This is a genomic window from Amycolatopsis sp. cmx-11-12 (assembly GCF_046269425.1).
Lineage (GTDB): Bacteria > Actinomycetota > Actinomycetes > Mycobacteriales > Pseudonocardiaceae > Amycolatopsis.
On sequence record NZ_JADNQM010000052.1, the window covers coordinates 26,394 to 47,777 of the forward strand.

Below are 21,384 nucleotides of genomic sequence, written 5' to 3' on the forward strand. Positions count from 1 at the left end.
ACGCGTGGAAGGCCCGGATGTTCGATCACGACGTCCGGCGTGCTCGCCGGACCGTGGAGGGTGGAGTGTTGCCGCAGGAACCGCGCTGGCCCGAGTCCCATGCCGAGCAGACGGACATTCTCCCGGTCGTCACGCCCGGGTTCGCGGAGTCTGCCACGCCGCAGGAGCCCGCGCCACCGAAGCGCCGACGCAGCTACCGCAAGGCCGCCTTCATCGGTGGCGGCGTGCTCGGCCTGCTGGTCGTCGCGTACGCCCTCGACGTGCTGGTCTCCCAGGGCAGCGTCCCCCGCGGCGTCACCGTCGCCGGGGTCGACGTCGGCGGGATGGACCGCGCCGCGGCCGAGAAGGAGCTCAAGGGAAAGATCGAGCCGCGCCTGACCCGGCCGGTGAAGGTCGTCGCGGGCGACGCCGAGGAGTCGCTGGCGCCGAACACGGCCGGCCTGCGCCTCGACTGGCCCGCCACCCTCGACCAGGCGGGCGACCAGCCGCTGAACCCGTTCACGCGGATCGCGTCGTTCTTCTCGACCACCGAGGTCGGCGTCGTCACGCGCACCGAGGACGAGAAGCTCACCTCCGCGCTGGCGAGCCTGCGCGACAAGATCGACCGCGACCCCGTCGAAGGCACCGTCCGCTTCGAGGAGGCCAAGCCGGTGGCCGTCGAGCCGAAGGCCGGGCAGAAGCTCGACGTCGAGGCCGCCAAGCAGACGATCCTCGACCGCTGGGCGAGCGGTGAGCCGCTCACGCTCGCGGTCACCCAGACCCCGGTCAAGGTCTCCGCGGAGGCCGTCCACGCCGCCCTCGAACAGATCGCGAAGCCCGCCGTGGCGTCACCGATGGTGATCAAGGGCGAGGGCAAGGACGCCGTCGTCAAACCCGACGCCATCGCGGGCGCGCTGACCTTCGAGGCCGCCGACGGCGGCGTGCTGAACCCGAAGGTGGACAACAACAAGATCATCGAGGCCGCGGGTCCGCAGCTGAAGTCCACCGAGAAGGAGGGCAAGGACGCGCAGATCGTCTTCGAAGGCGGCAAGCCGACCGTCCAGCCCTCCGAGGACGCCAACGTCGTCGACTGGGAGCCGAGCCTCAAGCCGGTGCTCGACGTGCTCAAGCGCGCCGCGCCCCGCGAGCTGCCGGTGACCTACAAGAAGACCCCGGCCAAGGTGACCACCGAGCAGGCGAACCAGCTCGGCATCAAGGAGGTCGTCAGCGAGTTCAAGACCGGCGGCTTCGCCCCGGACTCGGGGACGAACATCCGGGTCGTGGCGCAGAAGGTCAACGGCGCCATCGTGAAGCCGAACGAGACGTTCAGCCTCAACGGGTTCACCGGCCCGCGCGGCGCGGCACAGGGCTACGTCGAAGCCGGTGTCATCAAGGACGGCGCGCCCGGCCGCGAGGTCGGCGGCGGTATCTCGCAGTTCGCGACCACGCTGTACAACGCCTCGTACTTCGCCGGTATGAAGGACACCGAGCACAAGGAACACAGCTACTACATCAGCCGGTACCCCGCCGCGCGCGAGGCGACCGTGTTCCAGAACCACAGTGGCGGCAGCGTGATCGACCTGAAGTTCACCAACGACGGTGACACCGGCGTCGCGATCCAGACCATCTGGTCGCCGTCGGAGATCACGATCCGGCTGTGGGGCACCAAGAAGTACACCGTCGAGTCGATCCCGGGCGGCCGCACCAACCCGTCCGAGCCGCCGACGAAGCCCGGCCCCGCCGAGAACTGCAAGCCCAGCAACGGCGCGCCCGGCTTCACCACGTCGGACACCCGGGTCATCAAGGACGCCGCTTCCGGCCGCGAGGTCCGGCGGCACACCCGGAACGTGCACTACAACCCTCAGCCGAAGATCACCTGCGGTACGGAGTAATTTTCACCCGGACGCGTTCACCGAGCGCGTCCGCGGAGGTACGCTGAGTGGCGACCCGACTGAACGGGGGTGGCCACCTCGTGACCTCGACGGCGACCTTCCGGCAGATCCTCGCGGTCGGTGAACTGCGGGCGATCTGGTTCGCGGAACTCCAGTCGATCCTCGGCGACCAGGTGGCCAGGGTCGCCCTGTCGGTACTGGTGTTCCAGCGGACCCAGTCGGCGACCTGGCCCGCGCTGACCTACGCGCTCACCTACCTGCCCGACCTGATCGGCGGGCCGCTGCTCGGCGGGCTGGCCGACCGGTTCCCGCGCCGGGCGGTGATGGTCTGCTCCGACGTCGTCCGGGCCGCGCTGGTCGCGGTGCTCGCGATCCCCGGCCTCCCGCTGCCCGCGCTCGCCGCCGTGCTCGTGGTGGTGCAACTGGCGAACGCCCCGTTCACCGCCGCGCAGGCCGCCGTCCTGCCGTCGGTGCTGAGCGGGGATCAGTACGTACTCGGCCAGTCCCTGCTGAAGATCACCAACCAGGTCGGCCAGCTCGCCGGGTTCGCCCTCGGCGGCGTGGTGATCGCCGCGGTCGGGACCAGCCGGGGCCTCGCGATCGACGCGGTGACGTTCGGGATCTCCGCGATCGTCCTGCGGCTGGGTGTCCGTGCCAGGCCCGCGACGGGAGCGGACGGCCCGGCGACGTCGACGTTGCGACGGCTTTCGGCGGGTGCCCGCACGATCTGGCACGACCGCCGGTTGCGCGCGCTGGTCGGCTTGGCGTGGCTGGCGGGTTTCGTGATCGTGCCGGAAGGGCTCGCCGTGCCCTACGCCGCGGAGATCGGCGGCGGGGCGGTGACGGCGGGGCTGCTGCTCGCCGCGCATCCGGCGGGGATCGTGCTCGGGGTGTTCGTGCTGGGCCGCCTTGTCCGGCCGGAGGTCCGGCTGCGGCTGGTCGGGATACTGGCGCTCGGCGCGATCGTGCCGCTCGCGGCGTTCTGGTTCCGGCCTTCGCTCCCCTACGCCGCCGGACTGCTGGTGCTGTCCGGGATGTGCGCGGCCTACCAGGTCACCGCGAGCACCACGTTCATGCGGTTGGTACCCGACACCGAACGAGGCCAAGCCTTCGGCCTCGCCGGGTCGGGACTCATCGCCGTGCAGGGAATCGGGCTGATCGCCGGCGGCCTGCTCGTCGGCGTACTCGGTTCACCCGCGACGACGGTCTCGGTCATCGCACTCGCCGGTCTCGTAGTGGCTGTTCCGGCCACCCGGGCATGGCGCCACGTGGCCCCGCTTCACCCCCTTTGACCGGAACCGGGTATTCACCAGTTCTGCCCGCGCATGGAGCTCACCCCCTCCAAGTCCCGATCCCGGTCACGCGTGGTGCACCCACGCCTACCCATACAGCGTAGTGACACCTAGTATCCAACCGATTACGTTCGTCACCGTGGCGCTAACGAATTGGGCGCTGTGGCGGCTACCCCACCGCGGTTTGATCGGCTTCGTCCTTCTGGTGGACGTCGCGGCGATCGCCGGATCCGCCTGGTCTTTTCTCCGTGTCCCGTTCACTCCGGGTGACGCTGTCCCCTTCGCGATCCTGATCATCAGCGCCGTGCTGTACACGGAATTGTCACGCCCCGTAGAGCGCGTCCGGGAACGTTTCGCGGGGACGCCACACATTTCGCTGGACAGCGTATGGACCTTCGCCGCGGTGCTGCTGATCCACCCCACGCTCGCCGCGCTCGTCATCGCCGTGTCGTTCTTCTACCGCTGGTTCCGCGGGCAGCCGAACCCGCTGTTCCGGCGGACGTTCTCCGCGTCGGCCACCGTGCTCTCCGGTTTCGCGGCCGCGGCGTTCCTCGACCGGTACGCGGCGCCGTTCGACGTCCTCCCCCGCGACCTCCGGTCGTTCGGGCTGGTCGTCGCGGCAGGCGGGGTGTTCCTGCTGGTCAACACCGCGCTGATGACCGTCGCGGTGTACTACGGCAGCCCGCACGACCAGCTGCGCGACGCACTGGCGAAGCCATTCGAGTACGCGCTCGAAGCGGCGACGATCGCGCTCGGCGTCATCGTGGCGTGGGCGCTGCGAGACTGGCCGGTGGTGCTGCTGCTGGTCGTCGGGATCACACTGGTGCTGCACCGCGGGGTACTGCTGCGGCAGCTGAAACGGCAGGCGCGCAGCGATGCCAAGACCGGGCTGCTCAACGCCAAGGCGTGGCGCGAGGCCGCGGCCGACGAACTCGACCGAGCGCGGCGCGCCGGACGGCACACCAGCCTGCTGATGCTCGACGTCGACCGGTTCAAACTGATCAACGACCGGCACGGGCATCTCGTCGGCGATCGATACTTGGCCGCCATCGCGGAAACGCTGCGTACCGAGGTGCGCGGCACGGATCTGGTCGGGCGGTTCGGCGGTGAGGAGTTCGTCGTCCTGCTGCCCGGCACGCCCGCGGTGCACGCGCACGCCATCGCGGAGCGGATCCGGTCGAGTGTGGCGTCGCGTGCGGATAACCTGCCGGAGCACGTGACCGTGTCGATCGGCCTCGCCGACCGGCCGGGCGTGACCGACCTCGACGCGGTGATCGCCGTCGCGGACCAGGCGCTGTACGAGGCTAAGAACACCGGGCGGAACCGGACCTCCGGCTACCAAGTCACCGGCTGATCCCCACCGCGCGCGTTATGAACGGTCCGTTCATAACAAATTTTGTTATGAACGGTCCGTTCATAACAGCTACGGGAGGCTCGCGAGAGACTTCTCAAGGACGGAGTCGGGCAGCGCGTTGTCGGCGATGTCGCCCGCCAGGTACGCGCCGTACGCCGGGAAGTCGAGGTGCGCGTGGCCGCACAGCGCCGTCAAGATCACCTTCTCCTCGCCAGTTTCTTTGCACCGCAACGCTTCCTGGATACACGTCGCGAGCGCGTGCCGACCGGCTCGCGGGTGCCCGGATGCAGCGGTGGCGGTGGCGGCTCCGGCAGATCCGGGATGACGTTGTACCACCTGGTCGGCATGTCCGCTTCGTCGAGGATGTACTTCGTCCGCTCCGCCATTGAGCCTCCTCCGTTCCCTTCAACCTAAGGGGACGGACAGCGCGACACCAGGCGTGACTACTACGGTGGGGTGATGGGGAATCTCGTACTGCTCGACGCACCGTCCAACCTCGGCCTGCGTCCGCCCGCCGAAGGTGTGGTTCCTGGCTGCTACAAGGCGCCGGGCGCACTGCGTGACCACGGCCTGCTCAGCCGTTTGGGAGCGACCGACGGCGGCGTGGTCACTCCGCCGCGGTATCTGCCGGACTGGTCGCCGGACGGCGGCGCCCGGAACGCGGCCGGTATCGCGGACTACACGGCGGCCCTCGCCGGGCGGCTCGCGAAGATCCGCGCGGACGGCGGCTTCCCGGTCGTTCTCGGCGGCGACTGCTCCATCGCGCTCGCCGCGATGCTGGCCCTGCGCCGCGAAGGCCGCTTCGGCATCGTCTACTTCGACGGGCACGACGACTTCCGGCACCTCGGCAACTCCGACCACGTCGCCTCCGTCGGCGGTGAGGCCCTCGCCGTCATGACCGGCCGCGGCACACCGGAACTGGCCGATGTGGACGGACTGGGTCCCTACGTCCGCGACGAAGACGTCCTCGTGCTCGGCGTGCGCGCGGAGGAATCCGCCGAGGCGCGGGAAGCCGGGCTTCGCATCGTGACCAGCCAGGAGATCATGGCCTCCGGCACCGACGGCGCACTCGCCGCCGCACACGAGATTTTCGCGCCACTGGACGGTTTCTGGATCCACATCGACATCGACACCCTCGACCCGGAGTTCGTGTCCGCTGTGGACAGTCCCGATCCCGACGGGATCGACCCGGACAAGCTCGTCGAACTTCTTCGCGGTCTGCTCGCGATCCCCGGCGCGGCCGGACTGGAGCTGACCATCTTCGATCCCGACCTCGACCCCGACGGCACGCAGGCGGCTCTGGTGACGGACTGTCTCGTGCACGCGCTGGAAGGAACCCGATGACGAAAGTGACCGTCGCCGACGGCTCGTTCGACGCCCCGCTCTGGCTGCCCGAATCCGGCTCCGGCCCGGGACTGGTGCTGATCCAGGAGATCTTCGGTCTCGACGACTACCTCAAGTCCGTCGCCGCCGACCTGGCCGCGCTCGGCTACGTCGTCGCCGTGCCCGAACTGTTCTGGCGTATCGAACCCGGCTGGTCGGCCACCCACGACGAAGCCGGGGTCTCGGCGTCGATGGCGGTCGCGGGCCGACTCGACCCGGCACGCGCGGTCACCGACGTACTCGCGACACTGGCGATGCTGCGTTCCCTGCCCGAAACCGATGGCCGCGTGGGCGTCTTCGGCTTCTGCCTCGGCGGCTCGATGGCCTACGCGGCCGCCGCCGAGGGCGACCCGGACGTCGCCGTTTCGTACTACGGCTCGCGGGTGACGGAGCAGCTTCCCTTGCTGGACAAGATCACTTGCCCGATCCAGTTCCAGTTCGGCGGTGCGGATCCGTACATTCCCGTCGAAGGCGTGCGTCGCCTGGCCGACGCGGTCGCTTCTCACGACGGCGCGGAAATCCACATCCACGAGGGCGCGGGGCACGCTTTCCACAACCATGTCGCGCCGATGTTCCATCAGCCCGAGCCCGCCGCGGCGGCTTGGGCACTGACACTGGAGTTCCTGAACCGAACCTATCCGACTCAGGCTTAGAAGTCCGTGAAGGCTGCCTGCCATTTACCCCCGGAGACAGCACATGGCAGTTTGCGCGGAGCTTCGGGCGCCGGGGCTGGATTCTCGTGCCGTGGCCGCCGCCCACTTCCAGGACGATCCAGACCTGCGCTGGTGACTCTCCGAAAACATCCGGATCCGGGATGTCGTCGTCAGGGCTGTAAGCCGACCTCAGCGGGTGGGTGCGTGCCGGAATATGTCGGTGCCTCCCGGTAGTTTCCCCACCATGGCCACATTGGTGAGTTTTCACGCCCACCCCGACGACGAGTGCATCGTCGCGGGCGGCGTCATGCGCAAGGCCTTCGAGGAAGGTCACCGTGTCGTGCTCGTCGTCGCGACCAGGGGCGAGGTCGGCGAGGTTCCGGACGGGTTCCTCGACGACGGGGAGGAGTTGTGGCAGCGCCGTGTGCAGGAGACGCACGCTTCGGCAGAGGTGCTGGGGGCCAAGCGTGTGGAGTTCCTGGGGTACACGGATTCCGGCATGATGGGCGAGCCACGCAACGACGTGCCCGGCACGTTCTGGCAGGCCGACGTCGAGGAGGCCGCGCAGCGACTGGCCGAGATCCTGCGCGAGGAGCAGGCCGACGTCCTGACCATCTACGACGACAACGGTGGCTACGGACATCCGGATCACATCCAGGTGCACCGCGTCGGGATGCGCGCTGCCGAGCTGGCGGGCACGCCGCGGGTGTACGAGGCCACGAGCAACAGTGACGAGATGCGCCGCGGGATGGAAGAGGCGGTGCGGACCGGGCAGATGAAGGCCGAGGACCTTCCCGATTTCGAAGACGGTTCCGAATTCGGCAAGCCGGAAGCGGTCCTGACCGCGAGGGTCGACGTCTCCGCGTACCTGCCGCAGAAGCGGGCCGCGATGCGCGCGCACGCCAGTCAGATCAGTGAAGATTCGTTCTTCCTCGCGATGCCCGACGAAGGTTTCGCGTGGGCGTTCGGTGTCGAGTGGTTCATCCGCGCGGGTCAGGGGCCGGGCATCACCGAGACCGACCTCATGGCGGGGCTCTGACCGATGGGCATGTGCGGTGCGTACTTTCGTGTCACGTCCGGTGAACTGCGTGAGCTGATCGACGAGCCCGATCGGTACTGGGAGTACGCCGAGAAGACCACGGACACCGAGCGGGCCGTGGACATCGACAAGGCGTGGCACGCGTTGTGGTTCCTGGCCGGGCGAGGCGGGATCGAGGTCGACTTCGTATTGGGCGGGACGCTGCTGGGGGAAGAAGGCGGCGACGGACCGGCGCGGTACTTCACGGCCGACGAAGTGGGGAAAGTCGCCGCGGAGCTGTCACGAACCGGGTTCGACAAGCTCGCGCGGGGTGTCGAACTCTCGGACCTCGAGGCCGAAGGGATCTACCCGTCGATCTGGGACGAGCCTGACGCGCTGGACTACGTGCGCGGTTACTACGACGTGCTCGTGACCTTCTTCGCCGATGCCGCGAAGGCCGAGGATCCGGTCGTCACGATCATCACCTGACCATCCCGCTTCCCAGGTCTGGACGGAAGGTCCTGTTCGAGAGCGGTGCCGGTGACCGGCCCCGATACCGGACCTCGACCCTCAGTGTGTGGATTTTGGTGCTTTAGAGGACCCAAAATCCACACAGTCCCTGTGACCGCCGGATCCAGAAGAGGGTGTGTGGAAATAGGGACACTCAACGTCCCTATTTCCACACACCCCTCGCCCTGCGTCACCTTTTGCCCTACCCCTCACTAACGGCGTCAGGCCGTGGCGGCGGTGACGTCGAGTTCGACGAGCTGCCCGGGGTAGCCGAGCTGCGCGACGCCGAGCAGGGTGCTCGCGGTCGTGAACGCCTCCCCGATCTCCGACTCGACGAACCGGTCCCATACGGCCGAAAGCACGTCCGCGTCCGGCGTCACCACGTAGAGCACCGTGCGCACGACGTCGGCCGGGGTCGCCTTGGCGAAGGCGAGCGCGGCGGCGGTGTTCGCGACGACCTGATCGACCTGGGCGAGCACATCGCCCGCGACGACCTTGCCGTCTTCGGCGAGCGGGCACTGGCCGGCGAGGTGGATGTCCCGCCGTCCTTCGACGATGGTCACGTGGTGGTAGGTGGGCGTGGGGTGCAGACCGGGCGGATGGTGGCGTTGAATGGTCACGAACCGCATCCTGACCGAACCGGACTCGGCCGGCCAACTGGATTTCACGGGGGAGTCATGCGCAGGACGATCGACTGGACCGGCGACGCGGTCACGATCATCGACCAGACCGTGCTGCCCGCCGAGTACCGCGTGCTCGAATTGCGCACGGTCGGCGAACTCGTCGACGCCATCCAGCGTCTCGCGGTTCGCGGGGCGCCCGCGCTCGGCGCGGCGGGGGCGCTCGGCGTGGTACTCGCGACCCTCGCGAAAGGTGACGTCGAGGCCGAGGCGGAACGCGTCGCCAAGGCCCGGCCGACCGCGGTCAACCTGAGCTGGGGCGTCTCCCGCGCGCTCGCGAAGCTCCCGGAGGGGCCGGAAGCGGTCCTCGCCGAAGCGCTGGCGATCCTCGACGAGGACGAGCGAATCAATCACGAAGCCTCCCGGCTGGCGACCGAAGTAGTGCTCGAACACTGCGAGCAGCGGCCGTTGCGGCTGCTCAGCCACTGCAACGCCGGCCACCTCGCGACGGTCGGCTGGGGCAGCGCGCTCGGCGTCGTCTGGCACCTGCACGCTCGCGGTCTGGTCGAGTCCGTGCTGGTCGACGAGACCCGCCCGCTGTTGCAGGGTGCCCGCCTGACCGCATGGGAACTGGCCGAAGCCGGTGTCCCGTACCGGATCCAGCCCGACGGCGCGGCCGCCGCCGCGATGAGCCGCGGCCTGGTCGACTGTGTGCTCGTCGGCGCCGACCGGATCGCCGCCAACGGCGACGTCGCCAACAAGATCGGCACCTACGGCCTGGCGATCGCGGCGAAGCACCACGGAGTCCCGTTCGTGGTCGTCGCCCCGTCGTCCACTGTGGACACCGCGATGCCGGACGGCACCGGGATCGTGATCGAGGAACGCGATCCCGGCGAGGTCCTGAGCTTCGGCGGCACGAAGGTCGCCCCCGAAGGCGCGCAGGTCTTCAACCCGGCCTTCGACATCACACCGTTCGACCTGGTCACCGCCGTGGTCACCGAGCACGGAATCCTGAACCGCTAGAAGGATTCCAGGCAGGTCGGCTCACGATCGGAGGCGAACGCCGCCGTCGCCCGCGAAACCGCCCCGGCGGTCCGTTCCTTGATCCGCCCGGCCGCGGCCAGTGTGCTCGGCCGGGTCCCGCCGAGGAAGATCGCGCCGAGGTCGATCACGTCCAGTTCGAGATCCGGCGCGTCCTCCACCCTGGTCACTTCGGCGTTCCCGTCGGTATCGGTGACGAGCCGCCAGTTCCCGGTGTTCCACGGGCAGAACGCGTCGCGCACGCCGAACACCAGATCCACCGGCACGTTGTAGCGGCGGGTGACCAGGGCCCGATCGACGTCGACGAGCCGGACCCACAGGGAGTCACCGGCGGACCGGGTCATGGCACGGGGATTGGCGAGAAGGTGGATGAGCGGTTCGTCGAGGGCGGCGAACGTCTCCACGGTGAAGACCAGGTCGTAGTCGAGCAGGAACCGGTACAGCGTCGCGTACGCCTCCGGCGTGGTCGCGACCAGTTCCTGCACGGTCAACGTCCCTCGCGGGCCTTCCTCATTCCAGTCGTTCTTCAGCCGGTAGATCGCGTAGCCGTCCGGCAGGACGGCGAACCTCAGCGCGGTCGCGCCGTTCCTTCGCCGCTCCGGGTCGTCGAGGTTGAACTCCCACGTCGCCCCCGGCCGGTCCAGCGCGCCGACCCGTTGCGGCGCTTCCTTCTCGTAGATCGCTTTGACCAGCGGGAGCGCCTGCTCGCGGCCGACTTCGCGCACGCGCTCGGCGTCGAGTGCGACGCCGGGCCGGAACGCGGACTTCGCGCGCACCTTCGCGCGGTAGAACTGCGTCGCGAGGCCGTAGCCGAAGCGGGGGTAGATGACGGCTTCGGAGGCCCACAGCGCGGCGATCGGCTCGGCGCCGTCCTCGTGCAGGCCGTGGAGCTGCGCCCGCATGACGCGGGTGAGCGCGCCCCGCCTCCGATGTCCCGGAGCGACGCCGACCGACGTGATCCCGGCGAACGGTGTCGGCCCGGAACCCGGCAGGGTGATCTTCCGGCTGAGGATCTCCCCCATCCCGATCAGTTCGTCACCGTCGAAGACGCCGTGCGAACGCTCGGGTTCGAACACCAGCCCCTCACGGTGCTGGAACCCTTCCGAGGGGTCGGCGAGAAACGCGCGGGCCAGCATGTCCGAGAGGGCGGGCAGGTCGTCGGTGGTCAGGGTGCGGAGGGTCAAGCCGTCGTCGCTCACCCTGTCGTCCTACGCCCATTCACCGACGACCGCCACGCATTAAAGTGCGGAAATCAGGGCCGCGGCCCGATCACCTCACCCTTTTCCGTCACCTCGATCGCCATCGCGGGGCAGGAGTCCGCCGCGTCGAGCACGCTCTCGTCCGGATTCACTTCCCCCTCGACCACCGTCGCCGTGGCGCCTTCGAGTTCGAAGACCTTCGGCAGTAGCGCGGCGCACATCCCCGAGCCGATGCACGTCCCGCCATCGACCTCGACTTTCCAGCTCATGGTCACCATCCGATCGGCATGGTGCGGGGCCCCCGCACCAGCATCTGCGTCTTCCACACGATATCGCCGTCGAGGTGCAGTCCGGGGAGATCGCGCAACAAAGCCCGCAAGGCCTCCTGTAGTTCCAGCCTGGCCAGCGGGGCACCGAGACAGTGGTGCACGCCGTGCCCGAAACCGAGGTGGGGATTGGCTTCCCTGCCGAATTCGAGGGTTTCCGCCGAGGTGAACTGGAGCGCGTCCCGGTTGGCGGCGCCGATCGCGACCATCACCGGCTCGCCTTCCTTCACCAGCACGTCACCCACCTGGATGTCTTCGGTGGCGTAGCGGGCGAACCCGGCTCCGGCACCCAGAGGGATGAACCGCATCAGTTCCTCGACGGCGGCCGGGATCAGGTCCAGGTCGCCGCGCAGGCGGGCGAGCTGGTCCGGCTGTTCGAGCAGGGCGTAGACGAAGTTGGGGATCTGGCTGGCGGTGGTCTCGTGCCCGGCGACCAGGATGCCGATGCACATGTCGACCAGTTCCAGCTCGCTCAGCCTGTCGCGGACGTCGCGTGCCTCGATCAGCGCGGTCATCAGGTCGTCCTGAGGCCGGGCACGATGCTCTTCGACGAGCACGTGCATGTACGCCCGCAGCTCGTCCTGGTTGGCCATCATCTCTTCGGTGGTCAGCGGGCTGGTCGACAGCGCGGCGTCGCTCCAGACCCGAAACTTCGGCCGGTCCTCGACGGGGACGCCGAGCAGTTCGCAGATCACCGCGACCGGGATCGGCAGCGCGTAGTCCTCGACCAGGTCGGCGGGCTGTCCCTTGACCTTCATGTCCTCGATCAGGCCCGCCGCCAGGTCCGCGACCCGTGGCCGCAGCAGCTCGACACGGCGCATGGTGAACGCCTTCGCGACCAGCGTACGCAGCCGGGTGTGGTCGGGCGGGTCCATGCTCAGGATCCCGCCGGGCCGCCTGCCCGGCGCCATCCGCGGCTCGTCCTTGTCCTCGGCCATCGCGCGGGAGAACCGCCGGTCGCCCAGCACGAGACGCGCGTCGGCGTAGCGGGTGGCGAGCCACGTCGGCTCACCGTGCGGGAGACGGACGCGGAGCATGCCCTCGGTGGCACGGGCGGCGGCGTAGGCCTCGTCGAGTTCGAGTCCCTCGTCCTGGTTGAAGGGATAGGCCACGAATTCGGCGTCTGTGGTGGTCATTTGTCCGGAAACCCCCCTGCTCGGCGGTTTGTAAGCAACTGCTTACAACGCTAACCAGGATCACGGACAGCGTCAATGCGCCTACCGTGCGACGTCCGGCTAGCCTGTGCCCGATGACGGAAGAACCGCAGGTCCGCAAGCGCGACGCGGCCGCGACCAGAGCGGCCCTGCTCGACGCGGCGGCGGCACTTTTCGCCGAACGCGGTTTCGACCGGACGACCGTGCGAGACATCGCGAAGCTCGCCGGAGCCAATCAGGCGCTGCTGTTCCGCTACTTCGGCTCGAAGGACGCGCTCTTCGAGGAGGTACTGGCGCGGGGTGGGCGCGAGCAGATCGCCACCACCCCGCCGGATGAACTGCTCGGGACGGCGTTGCGCAGCATGCTGGAGTCCGACACCAGGCGGGATCGCACGCTCGACGCCTACCTGCGCTCGACCGGGCACGACAGCGCGGCGACCACGGTCCGGCGGCAACTCGGCGAGGAGTACGCGAAGGTGCTGGCCACGTTGACCGACGCCGACGACGCGGATCTGCGGGCCGACCTCATTCTGGCGTGGCTGCTCGGGATCGGCCTGGTCCGCGAGATCACCGGCAAGGAACCCTTGGCCAGCGCGGATCCCGACGACGTCTGCCGCCTCGTGCTCGGCGCGGCACGGACGCTGCTGGAGCGCAGCGGGTAATTACCTCGCCGTCCGCGGCCCGCTGTCCTACGGTCGGTGCCGTGACCTCGTTCCCGCCCGCCGGCACCGAAGCCGAGTTCGACGCACTGACCAGGCAAGACCTGCTTCCGGCGGTGACGTCGCTGACCGGGTCGCTCGGTCTCGGCGAAGTCGTCCCGTTCACCGAAGGCTCGCTGCCGGTCTACGCCGTCAGCGAAGACCTGGTGCTCAAGCTGTTCCCGCCGGTGCATCTCGACGAACTCCCCACCGAGCGGACGATGCTCGAGGCCCTGCACGGCAAGCTCCCGATCCCGACGCCCGCCGTGCACGACGTCGGCGAGCGGGACGGCTGGGGCTACGTGCTCATGGAGCTCCTGCGCGGCGAAACGCTGAAGGACGCCTGGCCGAAACTGTCCACAGAGGACAAACACCGGCTCGCTCCCGAACTCGGCGAGGCGCTGGCCGCCCTGCATTCGCTGCGCGACCCGCGACTGGACGTCTTGGATCCGCCGGACTGGGCCGCGTTCGTCGCCGAGCAGCGCGCGAACGCCGTCGAGCATCACCGCCGGACCGGCCTCGACGAGGCCTGGATCGCCCAGATCCCGGCGTTCCTCGATTCCGTCGAGCTGGGGTCGCCTCCCGTCGTCCCGCTGCACACCGAGTTCATGCGCGACCACGTCATGGTCACCCACGACGGCGAACGTCCGCGGCTGACCGGGCTCTTCGACTTCGAACCGGCGATGCGGGGCGCGGCCGAGTACGACTTCGTCGCCGTCGGCCTGTTCGTTTCCGGCGGGGACAAGGACTTCCTGCGGCGGCTGCTCGCCGGGTACGGCGTCGATCCGGACGACGGGTTCTCGCGGCGCTGCCTGGCGTACGCGCTTTTGCACGTCTACAGCAATTTCACGTGGTACTTCAAGGTTCTCCCGGCGCCGGACGAGCCGACCCTGGAGAGCCTCAGCCGCGTTTGGTGGTAGCCCACGTCACCGGCACGGCCTCCGGGCCGCGGACCGAAAGCGGTGGGCGCCACACGATTTCCGGGAGCGGCACCGCGAGATCCAGTCCCGGCAGCCCGTCGAGCAGGGTCCGGAACGCGATCTCCCCTTCGAGCCGCGCGAGCGCCGCGCCGAGGCAGAAGTGGAGGCCATGCCCGAAGCCGAGTTGCGGGGCGTTGCGGCGCCGGATGTCGAACCGCGACGCGCCGGGAAAGGCGCTCTCGTCACGGTTCGCCGCGCCGGCGTGCGCCAGGACGGCCTCGCCGCGCCGGACCAGGCCACCACTCAACTCGACGTCCTCCAGCGCGACCCGGAGCAGCGACGCGTCGGCCGGTCCGTCGAAGCGCATGATCTCTTCGACGGCCCCCTCCGTCAGCTCGAGATCCTCGCGCAGCGCGGCGAACTGGTCCGGATTCGCCGACAACAGCACGATCCCGGTCGCGATCAGGCTGACCGTGGTCTCGTGCCCGGCCAGCAGGAGTTGCGTGGCCAGATCGATCAACTCGGCCTCGGTGAACCGGTCACCGTCTTCGTCACGGGTGTGCACGAGGACGCTCAGCAGGTCCTCCCCCGGCTCCGCCCGCTTGACCGCGACGAGCGCGGCCATGTCTTCCGCCCCGTCACGTCGGGCCTGCGCCACTTCCGCCGGGGTGTACGCCATCGGCGTGACGATCACCCGCGACCACTGGCGGAACCGTTCCTTGCCTTCGAACGGGACGCCGAGGATCTCGCACATGACCGCGGTGGGCAGCGGGAAGGCGAACGTCTCCACGAGGTCCACCGGCGGCCCGTGCGCGACCATCGTGCGCAGGAGTTCGCCGGCGATCTCCTGGATCCGCGGCCGCAGCGCGGCGATCCGGCGGACGGTGAAAGCCGGTGCCGAAAGCTTCCGCAACCGCGTGTGATCCGGCGGGTCCATGTTCAGGATGCTGTGCTCACCGGTGGAGAAGTCGCCCGGCTCGATGAGGCAGGGCGCGCCGGGAGCGAGCAGGTTCCGGGAGAACCGCGGGTCCGAGAAGATCAGGCGGACGTCTTCGTACCGGGTCACCAGCCAGCCCTCGCAGCCGCTGGGGAAGACGACCCGGGACATCGGCGGATACTCGGCGTAGATCGCGCCCATCGGGGTCGCGGCGTGGTCCTTGGCCGCGGGATACGTGGCTGTCATGGGCCGATGATGAGCGGCGGGTCCGCACTTCGGAAGGCTCCGGCCCATCCTTCTCACCGCGTGATAATCCCGCGCAGGAACTCCAGATAGCCCGGCCGCTCGGCCGTGGACAGCAGTGTCCCGCCGCTCGCCCGCTGTGCCTGGATCAACCCGATGAAAGCCGTGTAGGCCAGCAAACCGCGATGCCGGGCCTCGGTTTCAGGGCGATCCATCTCCCGGAAACACCGGACGATGAACTCGACGCGCCGCGCGGTGACGTCGGCGAGCAGCGGGCCGATCACCGGATCGCCGGCATGGGCGAGCAGCGCCAGTTCGGCCCGCTCGTCGTCAACGCCGGCGAAGACGAGTTCGAAGAGTTCACGCAGCCTTCGTTCCGGATCCGCGATGCCGTCCAGCAATGTGATCAGCGCCTCGGTGTCCTGCTCGGCCCACCGGCGCACGGCGGCTTCGACCAGCGCGTCCCGGTTCGCGAAATGCCAGTAGAAGCTGCCTTTCGTCGTCCCGAGTTTCGCCGCGATGGGTTCGACGGCGATCGCGGCGACCCCGCCGTCGCACAGCGCTTCGAGCGCCGCGTCCGCCCAATCTTCGCGCGCGAGCTTCCGTTTCCCGGCCACGCCGCATACGCTACCGTATGGAAAACCATACGGCATCGTACGGAGGCGGCCATGCCTTTCGGATCACCCGTGAACTGGGGCGCGACCCCGGAAGAACGCCGCCGCGCGCAGCCGGCGGACATCCTGCTCGACGGCCCTGTCACCCGCTTCGACCGGGCTGTCACCGTGCACGCGCCCGCAGAGCTCGCCTACCGCTGGCTCTGCCAGATCTCGGTCGCGCCCTACAGCTACGACCTGCTCGACAATCTCGGCAAGCGCAGTCCGCGCACCCTCACTCCCGGCGCCGACGAGCTCGCTCCCGGCGACACACTGATCGTGTTCGAGCTGGCCGAGGTCGAGCGAGGACACAGCCTCAGCGGCCGCACTTTCGCCAAGTCCGAGAAGCTGTTCGGACCGGTGGCCGCCACCTACTCGGTCGAGCCGATCGACGAGCGGTCGTGCCGGATGCTGTGCCGCGTCGTCGTGACCTCGAAGGGATTCCGGGGCCGCCTCAAGGAGTTCCTGCTCGGCTGGGGTGACCTGATCATGATGCGGAAACAGCTGCTGACGCTGAAGAAGTACGCCGAACGCGACGCACGGCTCGGCCGCGTGTCTTGAGTGCGAATGTCGTGAGCGGCGGCTCCGTCAGTCGAGGCGCGTGTCGCGAAAGCCACTTTCGCGACCTCGGACGTCCCGAAAGTGGCTTTCGCGACACGCTCGCTGGGCGCTCGCGAGTGTTGACTAGGAGGGCGGCAGCGCACGCCTTAGCAACTCCGCCAGGTGCACGGCCTTGCGTCCGTCGAGTTGCTCGATCTGCGTCCGGCAGCTGAACCCGTCCGCGACCACCTCGGTGCCCTCGGCCGCGGCGCGGATCGCGGGCAGCATGCGATCTTCGGCGCAGGCGACGGATACGTCGTAGTGCCCGCGTTCGAAGCCGAAGTTGCCGGCCAATCCACAGCAGCCGGAATCCATTGTGGAATTGTGGATACCCGCGGCGCGCATCGCGGCCTCGTCGGCGCCGAAACCGAGCACGGCGTGCTGGTGACAGTGCACCTGGCTGAGCGCTTCGACGTCCAGCGACCGGAATTCGAGCGGCGAGTCCTCGACGAGTTCCGCGAACGTCCTGGTCTGCCCGGCGAGCAGTTTCGCGACCGGATCGCCCGGCAGCAGTGCCTCGAGGTCGCCGCGGAAGAGAGCCGTGCAACTCGGCTCCAGCCCGGCCACCTGGTATCCCGCCCGCAAGTACGGTTCGAGCACGGAAAGCGTGCGGCGCAACACTTTCTTCGCCACGTCGAGCTGTCCGGTGGACACCCAGGTGAGGCCGCAGCAGACACCGCGATCGGGCAGGACGACGTCGTAGCCCGCCGCGGTGAGCACCTCGGCCGCGGCGTCGAGGACGTCCGGGGTGAGGTAGTTGTTGAAGGAGTCGGGCCACAGCACGACGGGCCGCGAGCCGGTCGCCCACCGCCGGAGATCCTTGCGGCGCCCGGTGAACGACGTCCTCGCGAACGTCGGCAGCTCCCGTTCCGGCGCGATCCCGCCGAACTTCTTCAGCAGACCGGAGAAACGGCGCGACATCGTGTTCGCCAGCCGCGGCGCCAGCGACGCCGCGCGCAGCCACACCGGCAGCCAGCCCATCGAATAGTGCGACGCCGGGCGCAGCCGCCCCTTGTGGTGCTGGTGCAGGAACTCCGCCTTGTAGGTCGCCATGTCGACATCGACCGGGCAATCGGACAGGCAGCCCTTGCACGACAGGCACAGATCCAGCGCCTCGGCGACCTCTTCGGAGCGCCAGCCGTCGGTGATCAGTTCGCCGTTCACCATCTCGGCGAGCAGATGCGCGCGGCCCCGTGTCGAGTGCTTCTCCTCGCGAGTGGCGCGGTAACTCGGGCACATCACACCCGCGCCGGTGGTGTTGCGGCATTTGCCGACACCGACGCAGCGCCGCATCGCCTGCCCGAAGCTCCCTTGATCCTCCGGATACGCGAGTGCGGTGACGTCTTCGAGCTCCAACGGCGCTCGCCGCACCCGGAGATCGGCGTCGACCGGCCTCGGCTCGACGAGGATGCCGGGGTTCATCTTGCCCGCCGGGTCGAAGATCCCCTTGAACCGCGCGAACAACGCGAGGATCTCGGGGCTGTACATCCGGGGCAGCAGTTCCGAGCGAGCCTGGCCGTCGCCGTGTTCCCCGGACAGTGAGCCTCCGTGCGCGGCGACCAGGTCGGCCGCCTCTTCGAGGAACGACCGGAATCCGGCGATCCCTCGCGGGGAAAGCAGATCGAAGTCCAGCCGCAGATGGAGACAGCCCTCGCCGTAGTGGCCGTAGACCACGCTCTTGCGGCCGTGTTTCCGCATGAGTTCCTTGAACTCGCGCAAGTAGGCACCTAAACGCGCGGGCGGGACGGCCGCGTCCTCCCAGCCGGGCCAGGCTTCCTCGCCGCCGGCCAGTCGCGTCGCGAGCCCGGCGCCCTCCTCCCGGATCCGCCACAACCGCTTTTGCGCGGCCGCGTCGTCCAGCAGCGCGGATCCGGTCAAAGCGCCACGCAGGTCCGCGATCAGCCCACGTGCCTTGTCTGGATCGGTCATCTCGACGAACAACCAGGCTCCGCCCGGCGGAAGTCCGTCGGCGCGGCCCGGTTCCAGCAGCGCGACGAGGTCCGCGTCGACGCCCTCCACTGTCAGCGGCGACCACGGCAGGATCGCCGGGACGGCGTCGGCCGCGGCGATGTCGGACTCGAAACCGAGCACCGCGAGCACCTTGCGTTCCGGCACCTTCGCGAGGGAGACCGTCGCCTCCAGCACGGTGACACAGGTGCCCTCGCTGCCGATGAGTGCCTTGGCAACGTCGAAACCGTTCTCCGGCAACAGGTGTTCCAAACCGTATCCGGACACCCGCCTGCTGAACGTGGACAGTTCGGTGCGCAGCAACGCCAGGTTGTCGCGGACGAGCGCGCGCAACTCCGAAAAGACCCGGCCTTCCGTACCGGGCCTGGCCGCCCGCGCGTCCACTTCGGACGGTGAGGTCGGCCCGACGGTCAGCCGGGTGCCGTCGTAGAGCAGCACGTCCAGTTCGCGGACGACGTCGACCGTGCGCCCGTAGGCGACCGAATGCGAACCGCAGGCGTTGTTGCCGATCATCCCGCCGATCGTGCAGCGCGAATGCGTCGACGGGTCGGGCCCGAACCGGAGACCGTGCGGCGCGGCGAGCGCCTGGAGGTGGTCGAGGACAGTGCCGGGCGCCACCCTCGCCGTCCGCGCCACGGGATCGAGATCGAGAACACCGCCGAGGTGGCGTGACGTGTCGATCACGACGCCCGGACCGCACGAGTTGCCCGCGACGCTGGTGCCGCCGCCTCTGGCGATCACCGGCAGCCCGGCCTCACGGCAGGCGGCGACGGCCTCGATCACCTCGTCGACGCTCCGCGGCAGCACCACGCCCTGGGGCACGTGCCGGTAGTTGGAGGCGTCGGTCGTGTACAGCGCCAGTGTCGCGGCGTCGGCCAGGATCTCCACGGAGTCCATTCAAGACAACCGGAGGCGAGAACGCATCGGTGAACCTCTCCAGCCGGGTGTGTCGGAAACCACGCCCAGTGTGCGATCGTGAGCGCGTGACGGCCAGACGGCACGCCGCTGAAGACCTCGCCGCCGAGCACAGCGCGGTGCTCGGCGGGCTTCTGCGCGAGCGTGAAGAGCTGCTCGCCACCCTCGACCGGGTCGCGGCGCTCAACGGCACCGCGCGGCTGATCCGCGAGTCGATCGGCACGCATTCCGGTTTCGTCGCCGAGATCACCGGGCCCGAGCAGGCGGTGATCCGCTGGCTGTCGGGCAACCGCACGGACGCGCTGCAGGACCTCGCCGTGCCGATCGGCCAGGGCATCGGCGGGCGTGTGCTCGCGCTAGGCAGGCCGGTCCGCGTCAACGACTACGTCAGCTCGCCGAGCATCACCCACCAGTTCGACGCGCAGGTCCGCGGGGAGGGCCTCGCCGCGATGATCGCCGTCCCGATCATGAGTGGGACCGACACCGTCGCCATCGCGTACGCCGCCATGCGCGAGCCGCGCGACTTCGGCGACGACGCCGTTCTGTCCCTTGAAGAGATCGCCGGAGAGGCTGGCCGGGCGCTGAAACTGGCGTCGGTCGCCGAGGCCGACCGCGAGACGGCCTTGTCCGCCGAACGGCTGCGGATGCAGAGCGCGCTGCACGATTCGGTCGGCGCGCTGCTGTTCTCCATCGGCGTCCAGGTCCGGAACCTGCACGAGGACATCAGCGACAACCCGGCGCTCGAATCACGGCTGCGGCGACTGGAAGGCGACGTGTCGGCCGCATCACGGGCACTGCGCGAGTCGCTGCTGGCACTGTCGGAGTCGAGTCCGGAACGCGCGCTGCCGGTGGAACTGGCCGAGCACTGCCGCTCGTTCCAGGCCCGGTGCGGCGTCCCGGCTCGGTTCGTCCAGCTCGCGCCGGTGCCGCGACTGGACGCCGAACGCACCGGACTGCTGGTGGCTGCCGTCCGGGAGGGCCTGCTCAACGTCGAGAAACACGCCGACGCGCTGTCGGTCGTGGTCAGCCTGCTGCCTAGCGACGACGGCGTGCAGGTGGTCGTCGCCGACGACGGGACCGGTCATCGCGGCGAGGAACCGGCGCCCGGGACCGGGATGGGCCTGCGTGCACTGGCGGAACGCGCCGCGCGGCTCGGCGGCCGGGTCAGCCTGGTCCGCGACGAGGACGACGGGTGCACACTGCGAGCTTGGGTGCCGGAACCGTGCCGTCGCCGGTGACCGTGCTCGTCGTGGACGACCATCCGGTGGTCCGCGACGGGGTGAGCCTGCTGCTGCGCTACGACCCGGCGATGACCGTGGTCGGCTCGGCCGAGACCGGCCGGGCCGCGATCCAGCGGGCGGGTGAGCTGAAACCCGCGCTGATCCTGCTGGACCTGCGGCTGCCGGACATGCTCGCGCCCGAGGTCATCGCCGAACTCCGGCGAGTGCACCCGGCCGGGCGGATCGTGGTGTTCACCGCGCACGGCGACCATCAAGGAGTGCGGGCCGCGCTGGACTCCGGCGCGCACGGCTGCCTGCTCAAGGATGTCGCCGGGACGAACCTGGTGGCGGCGTTGCGGCAGGTCCTCAAGGGCGATCGGGTCGTCGACCCGCGGATCTTCCCCGACGACGGCCAGCGGTCCGACGCGCTGGCCCGCAGCGGCCTGACGCGGCGCGAGTACGAGGTCCTGCGGCTGGCGGCGCAAGGGCAGACGAATCCGGAGATCGCGGAGTCGACCGGGCTGGCGCGGAACACGGTGAAGACCTACCTGCAGTCCGCGCTGCACAAACTCGGCGCCCGCAACCGCGTCGAAGCCATCGGTAAGGCCTCGGAAGCCGGCCTCCTCTGACCTCTCCGCAATTAGTCACCTACTTGCGGTAGTGCGACGCCGAACCACCGCAACTAGCCTCGATCTTGCATGGGTTTCTGTGAGTTCGTCGGGATTGCTGCTGCGGCTGGGTTTTGGTCGGAAATCGTGCTGTGGGCAGGGTTGTGGGCCGACTGTCGTGTCGGTGGGCGGGTTCCGAGG

General features: G+C 69.2%; 21 protein-coding genes and 1 pseudogene. 13 read left to right on the plus strand and 9 right to left on the minus strand.

Annotation, left to right across the window (positions count from 1 at the left end):
• Nucleotides 1–17 precede the first annotated feature (17 nt).
• The 3 genes from ACLARN_RS40535 (at nucleotide 18) to ACLARN_RS40545 (ending at nucleotide 4,517) form a co-directional block, all read left to right on the plus strand.
• Nucleotides 18–1,871 carry a VanW family protein gene (locus ACLARN_RS40535; RefSeq protein WP_409496786.1) on the plus strand — a complete coding sequence of 618 codons (1,854 nt, stop codon included), beginning with the start codon at nucleotides 18–20 and terminating at the stop codon, nucleotides 1,869–1,871.
• 80 nt (nucleotides 1,872–1,951) lie between these two features.
• Entirely contained in the window at nucleotides 1,952–3,163 is a 1,212-nt protein-coding gene (locus ACLARN_RS40540; RefSeq protein ID WP_409496806.1) for an MFS transporter, read from the plus strand.
• A gap of 139 nt (nucleotides 3,164–3,302) precedes the next feature.
• Nucleotides 3,303–4,517, plus strand: coding sequence for a GGDEF domain-containing protein (locus ACLARN_RS40545; RefSeq protein WP_409496787.1), 1,215 nt, complete (start codon nucleotides 3,303–3,305; stop codon nucleotides 4,515–4,517).
• A 69-nt stretch (nucleotides 4,518–4,586) separates the two neighbouring features.
• Here ACLARN_RS40545 and ACLARN_RS40550 read toward each other — a convergent pair.
• Together ACLARN_RS40550 and ACLARN_RS40555 are read right to left on the minus strand one after the other, a co-directional pair.
• Nucleotides 4,587–4,778, minus strand: a pseudogene (locus ACLARN_RS40550) (TrpB-like pyridoxal-phosphate dependent enzyme); the annotation flags it as partial.
• Nucleotides 4,715–4,903: a hypothetical protein gene (locus ACLARN_RS40555; protein WP_409496807.1), complete on the minus strand. Its 189-nt coding sequence runs from the start codon at nucleotides 4,901–4,903 to the stop codon at nucleotides 4,715–4,717. The gene ACLARN_RS40555 and the pseudogene ACLARN_RS40550, both read right to left, overlap by 64 nt.
• A 73-nt stretch (nucleotides 4,904–4,976) precedes the next feature.
• Between ACLARN_RS40555 and ACLARN_RS40560 the strand changes: the two genes are divergently transcribed.
• The 4 genes from ACLARN_RS40560 (at nucleotide 4,977) to ACLARN_RS40575 (ending at nucleotide 8,060) form a co-directional block, all read left to right on the plus strand.
• Nucleotides 4,977–5,861 (plus strand): arginase family protein, encoded by an 885-nt coding sequence (locus ACLARN_RS40560; protein ID WP_409496788.1) that lies wholly within the window; start codon nucleotides 4,977–4,979, stop codon nucleotides 5,859–5,861.
• On the plus strand, nucleotides 5,858–6,553 hold the full coding sequence (locus ACLARN_RS40565) for a dienelactone hydrolase family protein (RefSeq protein WP_409496789.1): 696 nt from the start codon (nucleotides 5,858–5,860) through the stop codon (nucleotides 6,551–6,553). Before ACLARN_RS40560 ends, ACLARN_RS40565 begins: the two co-directional genes overlap by 4 nt.
• A 244-nt stretch (nucleotides 6,554–6,797) precedes the next feature.
• Nucleotides 6,798–7,592, plus strand: a complete 795-nt coding sequence (locus tag ACLARN_RS40570) for a PIG-L family deacetylase (RefSeq protein ID WP_409496790.1) — start codon at nucleotides 6,798–6,800, stop codon at nucleotides 7,590–7,592.
• A 3-nt stretch (nucleotides 7,593–7,595) separates the two neighbouring features.
• Nucleotides 7,596–8,060 carry a YfbM family protein gene (locus ACLARN_RS40575; RefSeq protein ID WP_409496791.1) on the plus strand — a complete coding sequence of 155 codons (465 nt, stop codon included), beginning with the start codon at nucleotides 7,596–7,598 and terminating at the stop codon, nucleotides 8,058–8,060.
• Between the two features lie 242 nt (nucleotides 8,061–8,302).
• Here the strand turns inward: ACLARN_RS40575 and ACLARN_RS40580 are convergent, their stop codons facing one another.
• Complete coding sequence (locus tag ACLARN_RS40580; protein ID WP_409496792.1) at nucleotides 8,303–8,701, minus strand: RidA family protein; 399 nt, start codon at nucleotides 8,699–8,701, stop codon at nucleotides 8,303–8,305.
• Nucleotides 8,702–8,758: 57 nt separating this feature from the next.
• Here ACLARN_RS40580 and mtnA point away from each other — a divergent pair, with 57 nt between their 5' ends.
• On the plus strand, nucleotides 8,759–9,724 hold the full coding sequence (mtnA, locus tag ACLARN_RS40585; RefSeq protein ID WP_409496793.1) for an S-methyl-5-thioribose-1-phosphate isomerase: 966 nt from the start codon (nucleotides 8,759–8,761) through the stop codon (nucleotides 9,722–9,724).
• Here mtnA and ACLARN_RS40590 read toward each other — a convergent pair.
• The 3 genes from ACLARN_RS40590 to ACLARN_RS40600 are packed head-to-tail and all read right to left on the minus strand — an operon-like array spanning nucleotide 9,721 to nucleotide 12,403.
• A complete protein-coding gene (locus tag ACLARN_RS40590) occupies nucleotides 9,721–10,941 on the minus strand; it encodes a GNAT family N-acetyltransferase (RefSeq protein ID WP_409496794.1) in 1,221 nt (406 codons plus the stop codon). The two genes, mtnA and ACLARN_RS40590, sit on opposite strands and share 4 nt — an antisense overlap.
• 53 nt (nucleotides 10,942–10,994) lie before the next feature.
• Nucleotides 10,995–11,210: a ferredoxin gene (locus ACLARN_RS40595; protein WP_409496795.1), complete on the minus strand. Its 216-nt coding sequence runs from the start codon at nucleotides 11,208–11,210 to the stop codon at nucleotides 10,995–10,997.
• Nucleotides 11,211–11,212: 2 nt separating this feature from the next.
• On the minus strand, nucleotides 11,213–12,403 hold the full coding sequence (locus ACLARN_RS40600; RefSeq protein ID WP_409496796.1) for a cytochrome P450: 1,191 nt from the start codon (nucleotides 12,401–12,403) through the stop codon (nucleotides 11,213–11,215).
• Between the two features lie 113 nt (nucleotides 12,404–12,516).
• Between ACLARN_RS40600 and ACLARN_RS40605 the strand changes: the two genes are divergently transcribed.
• Together ACLARN_RS40605 and ACLARN_RS40610 are read left to right on the plus strand one after the other, a co-directional pair.
• Nucleotides 12,517–13,083 (plus strand): TetR family transcriptional regulator, encoded by a 567-nt coding sequence (locus ACLARN_RS40605; RefSeq protein WP_409496797.1) that lies wholly within the window; start codon nucleotides 12,517–12,519, stop codon nucleotides 13,081–13,083.
• A gap of 41 nt (nucleotides 13,084–13,124) precedes the next feature.
• Nucleotides 13,125–14,039, plus strand: a complete 915-nt coding sequence (locus tag ACLARN_RS40610; protein ID WP_409496798.1) for a phosphotransferase family protein — start codon at nucleotides 13,125–13,127, stop codon at nucleotides 14,037–14,039.
• Here ACLARN_RS40610 and ACLARN_RS40615 read toward each other — a convergent pair.
• Both ACLARN_RS40615 and ACLARN_RS40620 read right to left on the minus strand, forming a co-directional pair.
• On the minus strand, nucleotides 14,020–15,222 hold the full coding sequence (locus ACLARN_RS40615) for a cytochrome P450 (protein ID WP_409496799.1): 1,203 nt from the start codon (nucleotides 15,220–15,222) through the stop codon (nucleotides 14,020–14,022). The genes ACLARN_RS40610 and ACLARN_RS40615 overlap by 20 nt on opposite strands.
• A 53-nt stretch (nucleotides 15,223–15,275) precedes the next feature.
• On the minus strand, nucleotides 15,276–15,836 hold the full coding sequence (locus tag ACLARN_RS40620) for a TetR/AcrR family transcriptional regulator (protein WP_409496800.1): 561 nt from the start codon (nucleotides 15,834–15,836) through the stop codon (nucleotides 15,276–15,278).
• Nucleotides 15,837–15,887: 51 nt separating this feature from the next.
• On the opposite strand from ACLARN_RS40620, the gene ACLARN_RS40625 reads away from it, so the two are divergent.
• Nucleotides 15,888–16,433 carry a hypothetical protein gene (locus tag ACLARN_RS40625; protein ID WP_409496801.1) on the plus strand — a complete coding sequence of 182 codons (546 nt, stop codon included), beginning with the start codon at nucleotides 15,888–15,890 and terminating at the stop codon, nucleotides 16,431–16,433.
• A gap of 123 nt (nucleotides 16,434–16,556) precedes the next feature.
• Here ACLARN_RS40625 and ACLARN_RS40630 read toward each other — a convergent pair whose 3' ends face one another.
• Nucleotides 16,557–19,337 (minus strand): FAD-binding and (Fe-S)-binding domain-containing protein, encoded by a 2,781-nt coding sequence (locus ACLARN_RS40630; RefSeq protein WP_409496802.1) that lies wholly within the window; start codon nucleotides 19,335–19,337, stop codon nucleotides 16,557–16,559.
• A gap of 86 nt (nucleotides 19,338–19,423) precedes the next feature.
• Between ACLARN_RS40630 and ACLARN_RS40635 the strand changes: the two genes are divergently transcribed.
• Nucleotides 19,424–20,593, plus strand: coding sequence for a GAF domain-containing protein (locus ACLARN_RS40635; protein WP_409496803.1), 1,170 nt, complete (start codon nucleotides 19,424–19,426; stop codon nucleotides 20,591–20,593).
• A complete protein-coding gene (locus ACLARN_RS40640; protein WP_409496804.1) occupies nucleotides 20,563–21,204 on the plus strand; it encodes a response regulator in 642 nt (213 codons plus the stop codon). Before ACLARN_RS40635 ends, ACLARN_RS40640 begins: the two co-directional genes overlap by 31 nt.
• The last annotated feature ends 180 nt before the right edge of the window (nucleotides 21,205–21,384 follow it).

Coding starts and splice junctions, on each gene's coding strand:
- mtnA (WP_409496793.1), top strand. CDS start 8,759: ATGCGCAGGACGATCGACTGGACCGGCGACGCGGTCACGATCATCGAC.
- ACLARN_RS40565 (WP_409496789.1), top strand. CDS start 5,858: ATGACGAAAGTGACCGTCGCCGACGGCTCGTTCGACGCCCCGCTCTGG.
- ACLARN_RS40630 (WP_409496802.1), bottom strand. CDS start 19,337: ATGGACTCCGTGGAGATCCTGGCCGACGCCGCGACACTGGCGCTGTAC.
- ACLARN_RS40600 (WP_409496796.1), bottom strand. CDS start 12,403: ATGACCACCACAGACGCCGAATTCGTGGCCTATCCCTTCAACCAGGAC.
- ACLARN_RS40625 (WP_409496801.1), top strand. CDS start 15,888: ATGCCTTTCGGATCACCCGTGAACTGGGGCGCGACCCCGGAAGAACGC.
- ACLARN_RS40535 (WP_409496786.1), top strand. CDS start 18: ATGTTCGATCACGACGTCCGGCGTGCTCGCCGGACCGTGGAGGGTGGA.
- ACLARN_RS40555 (WP_409496807.1), bottom strand. CDS start 4,903: ATGGCGGAGCGGACGAAGTACATCCTCGACGAAGCGGACATGCCGACC.
- ACLARN_RS40570 (WP_409496790.1), top strand. CDS start 6,798: ATGGCCACATTGGTGAGTTTTCACGCCCACCCCGACGACGAGTGCATC.
- ACLARN_RS40560 (WP_409496788.1), top strand. CDS start 4,977: ATGGGGAATCTCGTACTGCTCGACGCACCGTCCAACCTCGGCCTGCGT.
- ACLARN_RS40595 (WP_409496795.1), bottom strand. CDS start 11,210: ATGAGCTGGAAAGTCGAGGTCGATGGCGGGACGTGCATCGGCTCGGGG.
- ACLARN_RS40575 (WP_409496791.1), top strand. CDS start 7,596: ATGGGCATGTGCGGTGCGTACTTTCGTGTCACGTCCGGTGAACTGCGT.
- ACLARN_RS40605 (WP_409496797.1), top strand. CDS start 12,517: ATGACGGAAGAACCGCAGGTCCGCAAGCGCGACGCGGCCGCGACCAGA.
- ACLARN_RS40615 (WP_409496799.1), bottom strand. CDS start 15,222: ATGACAGCCACGTATCCCGCGGCCAAGGACCACGCCGCGACCCCGATG.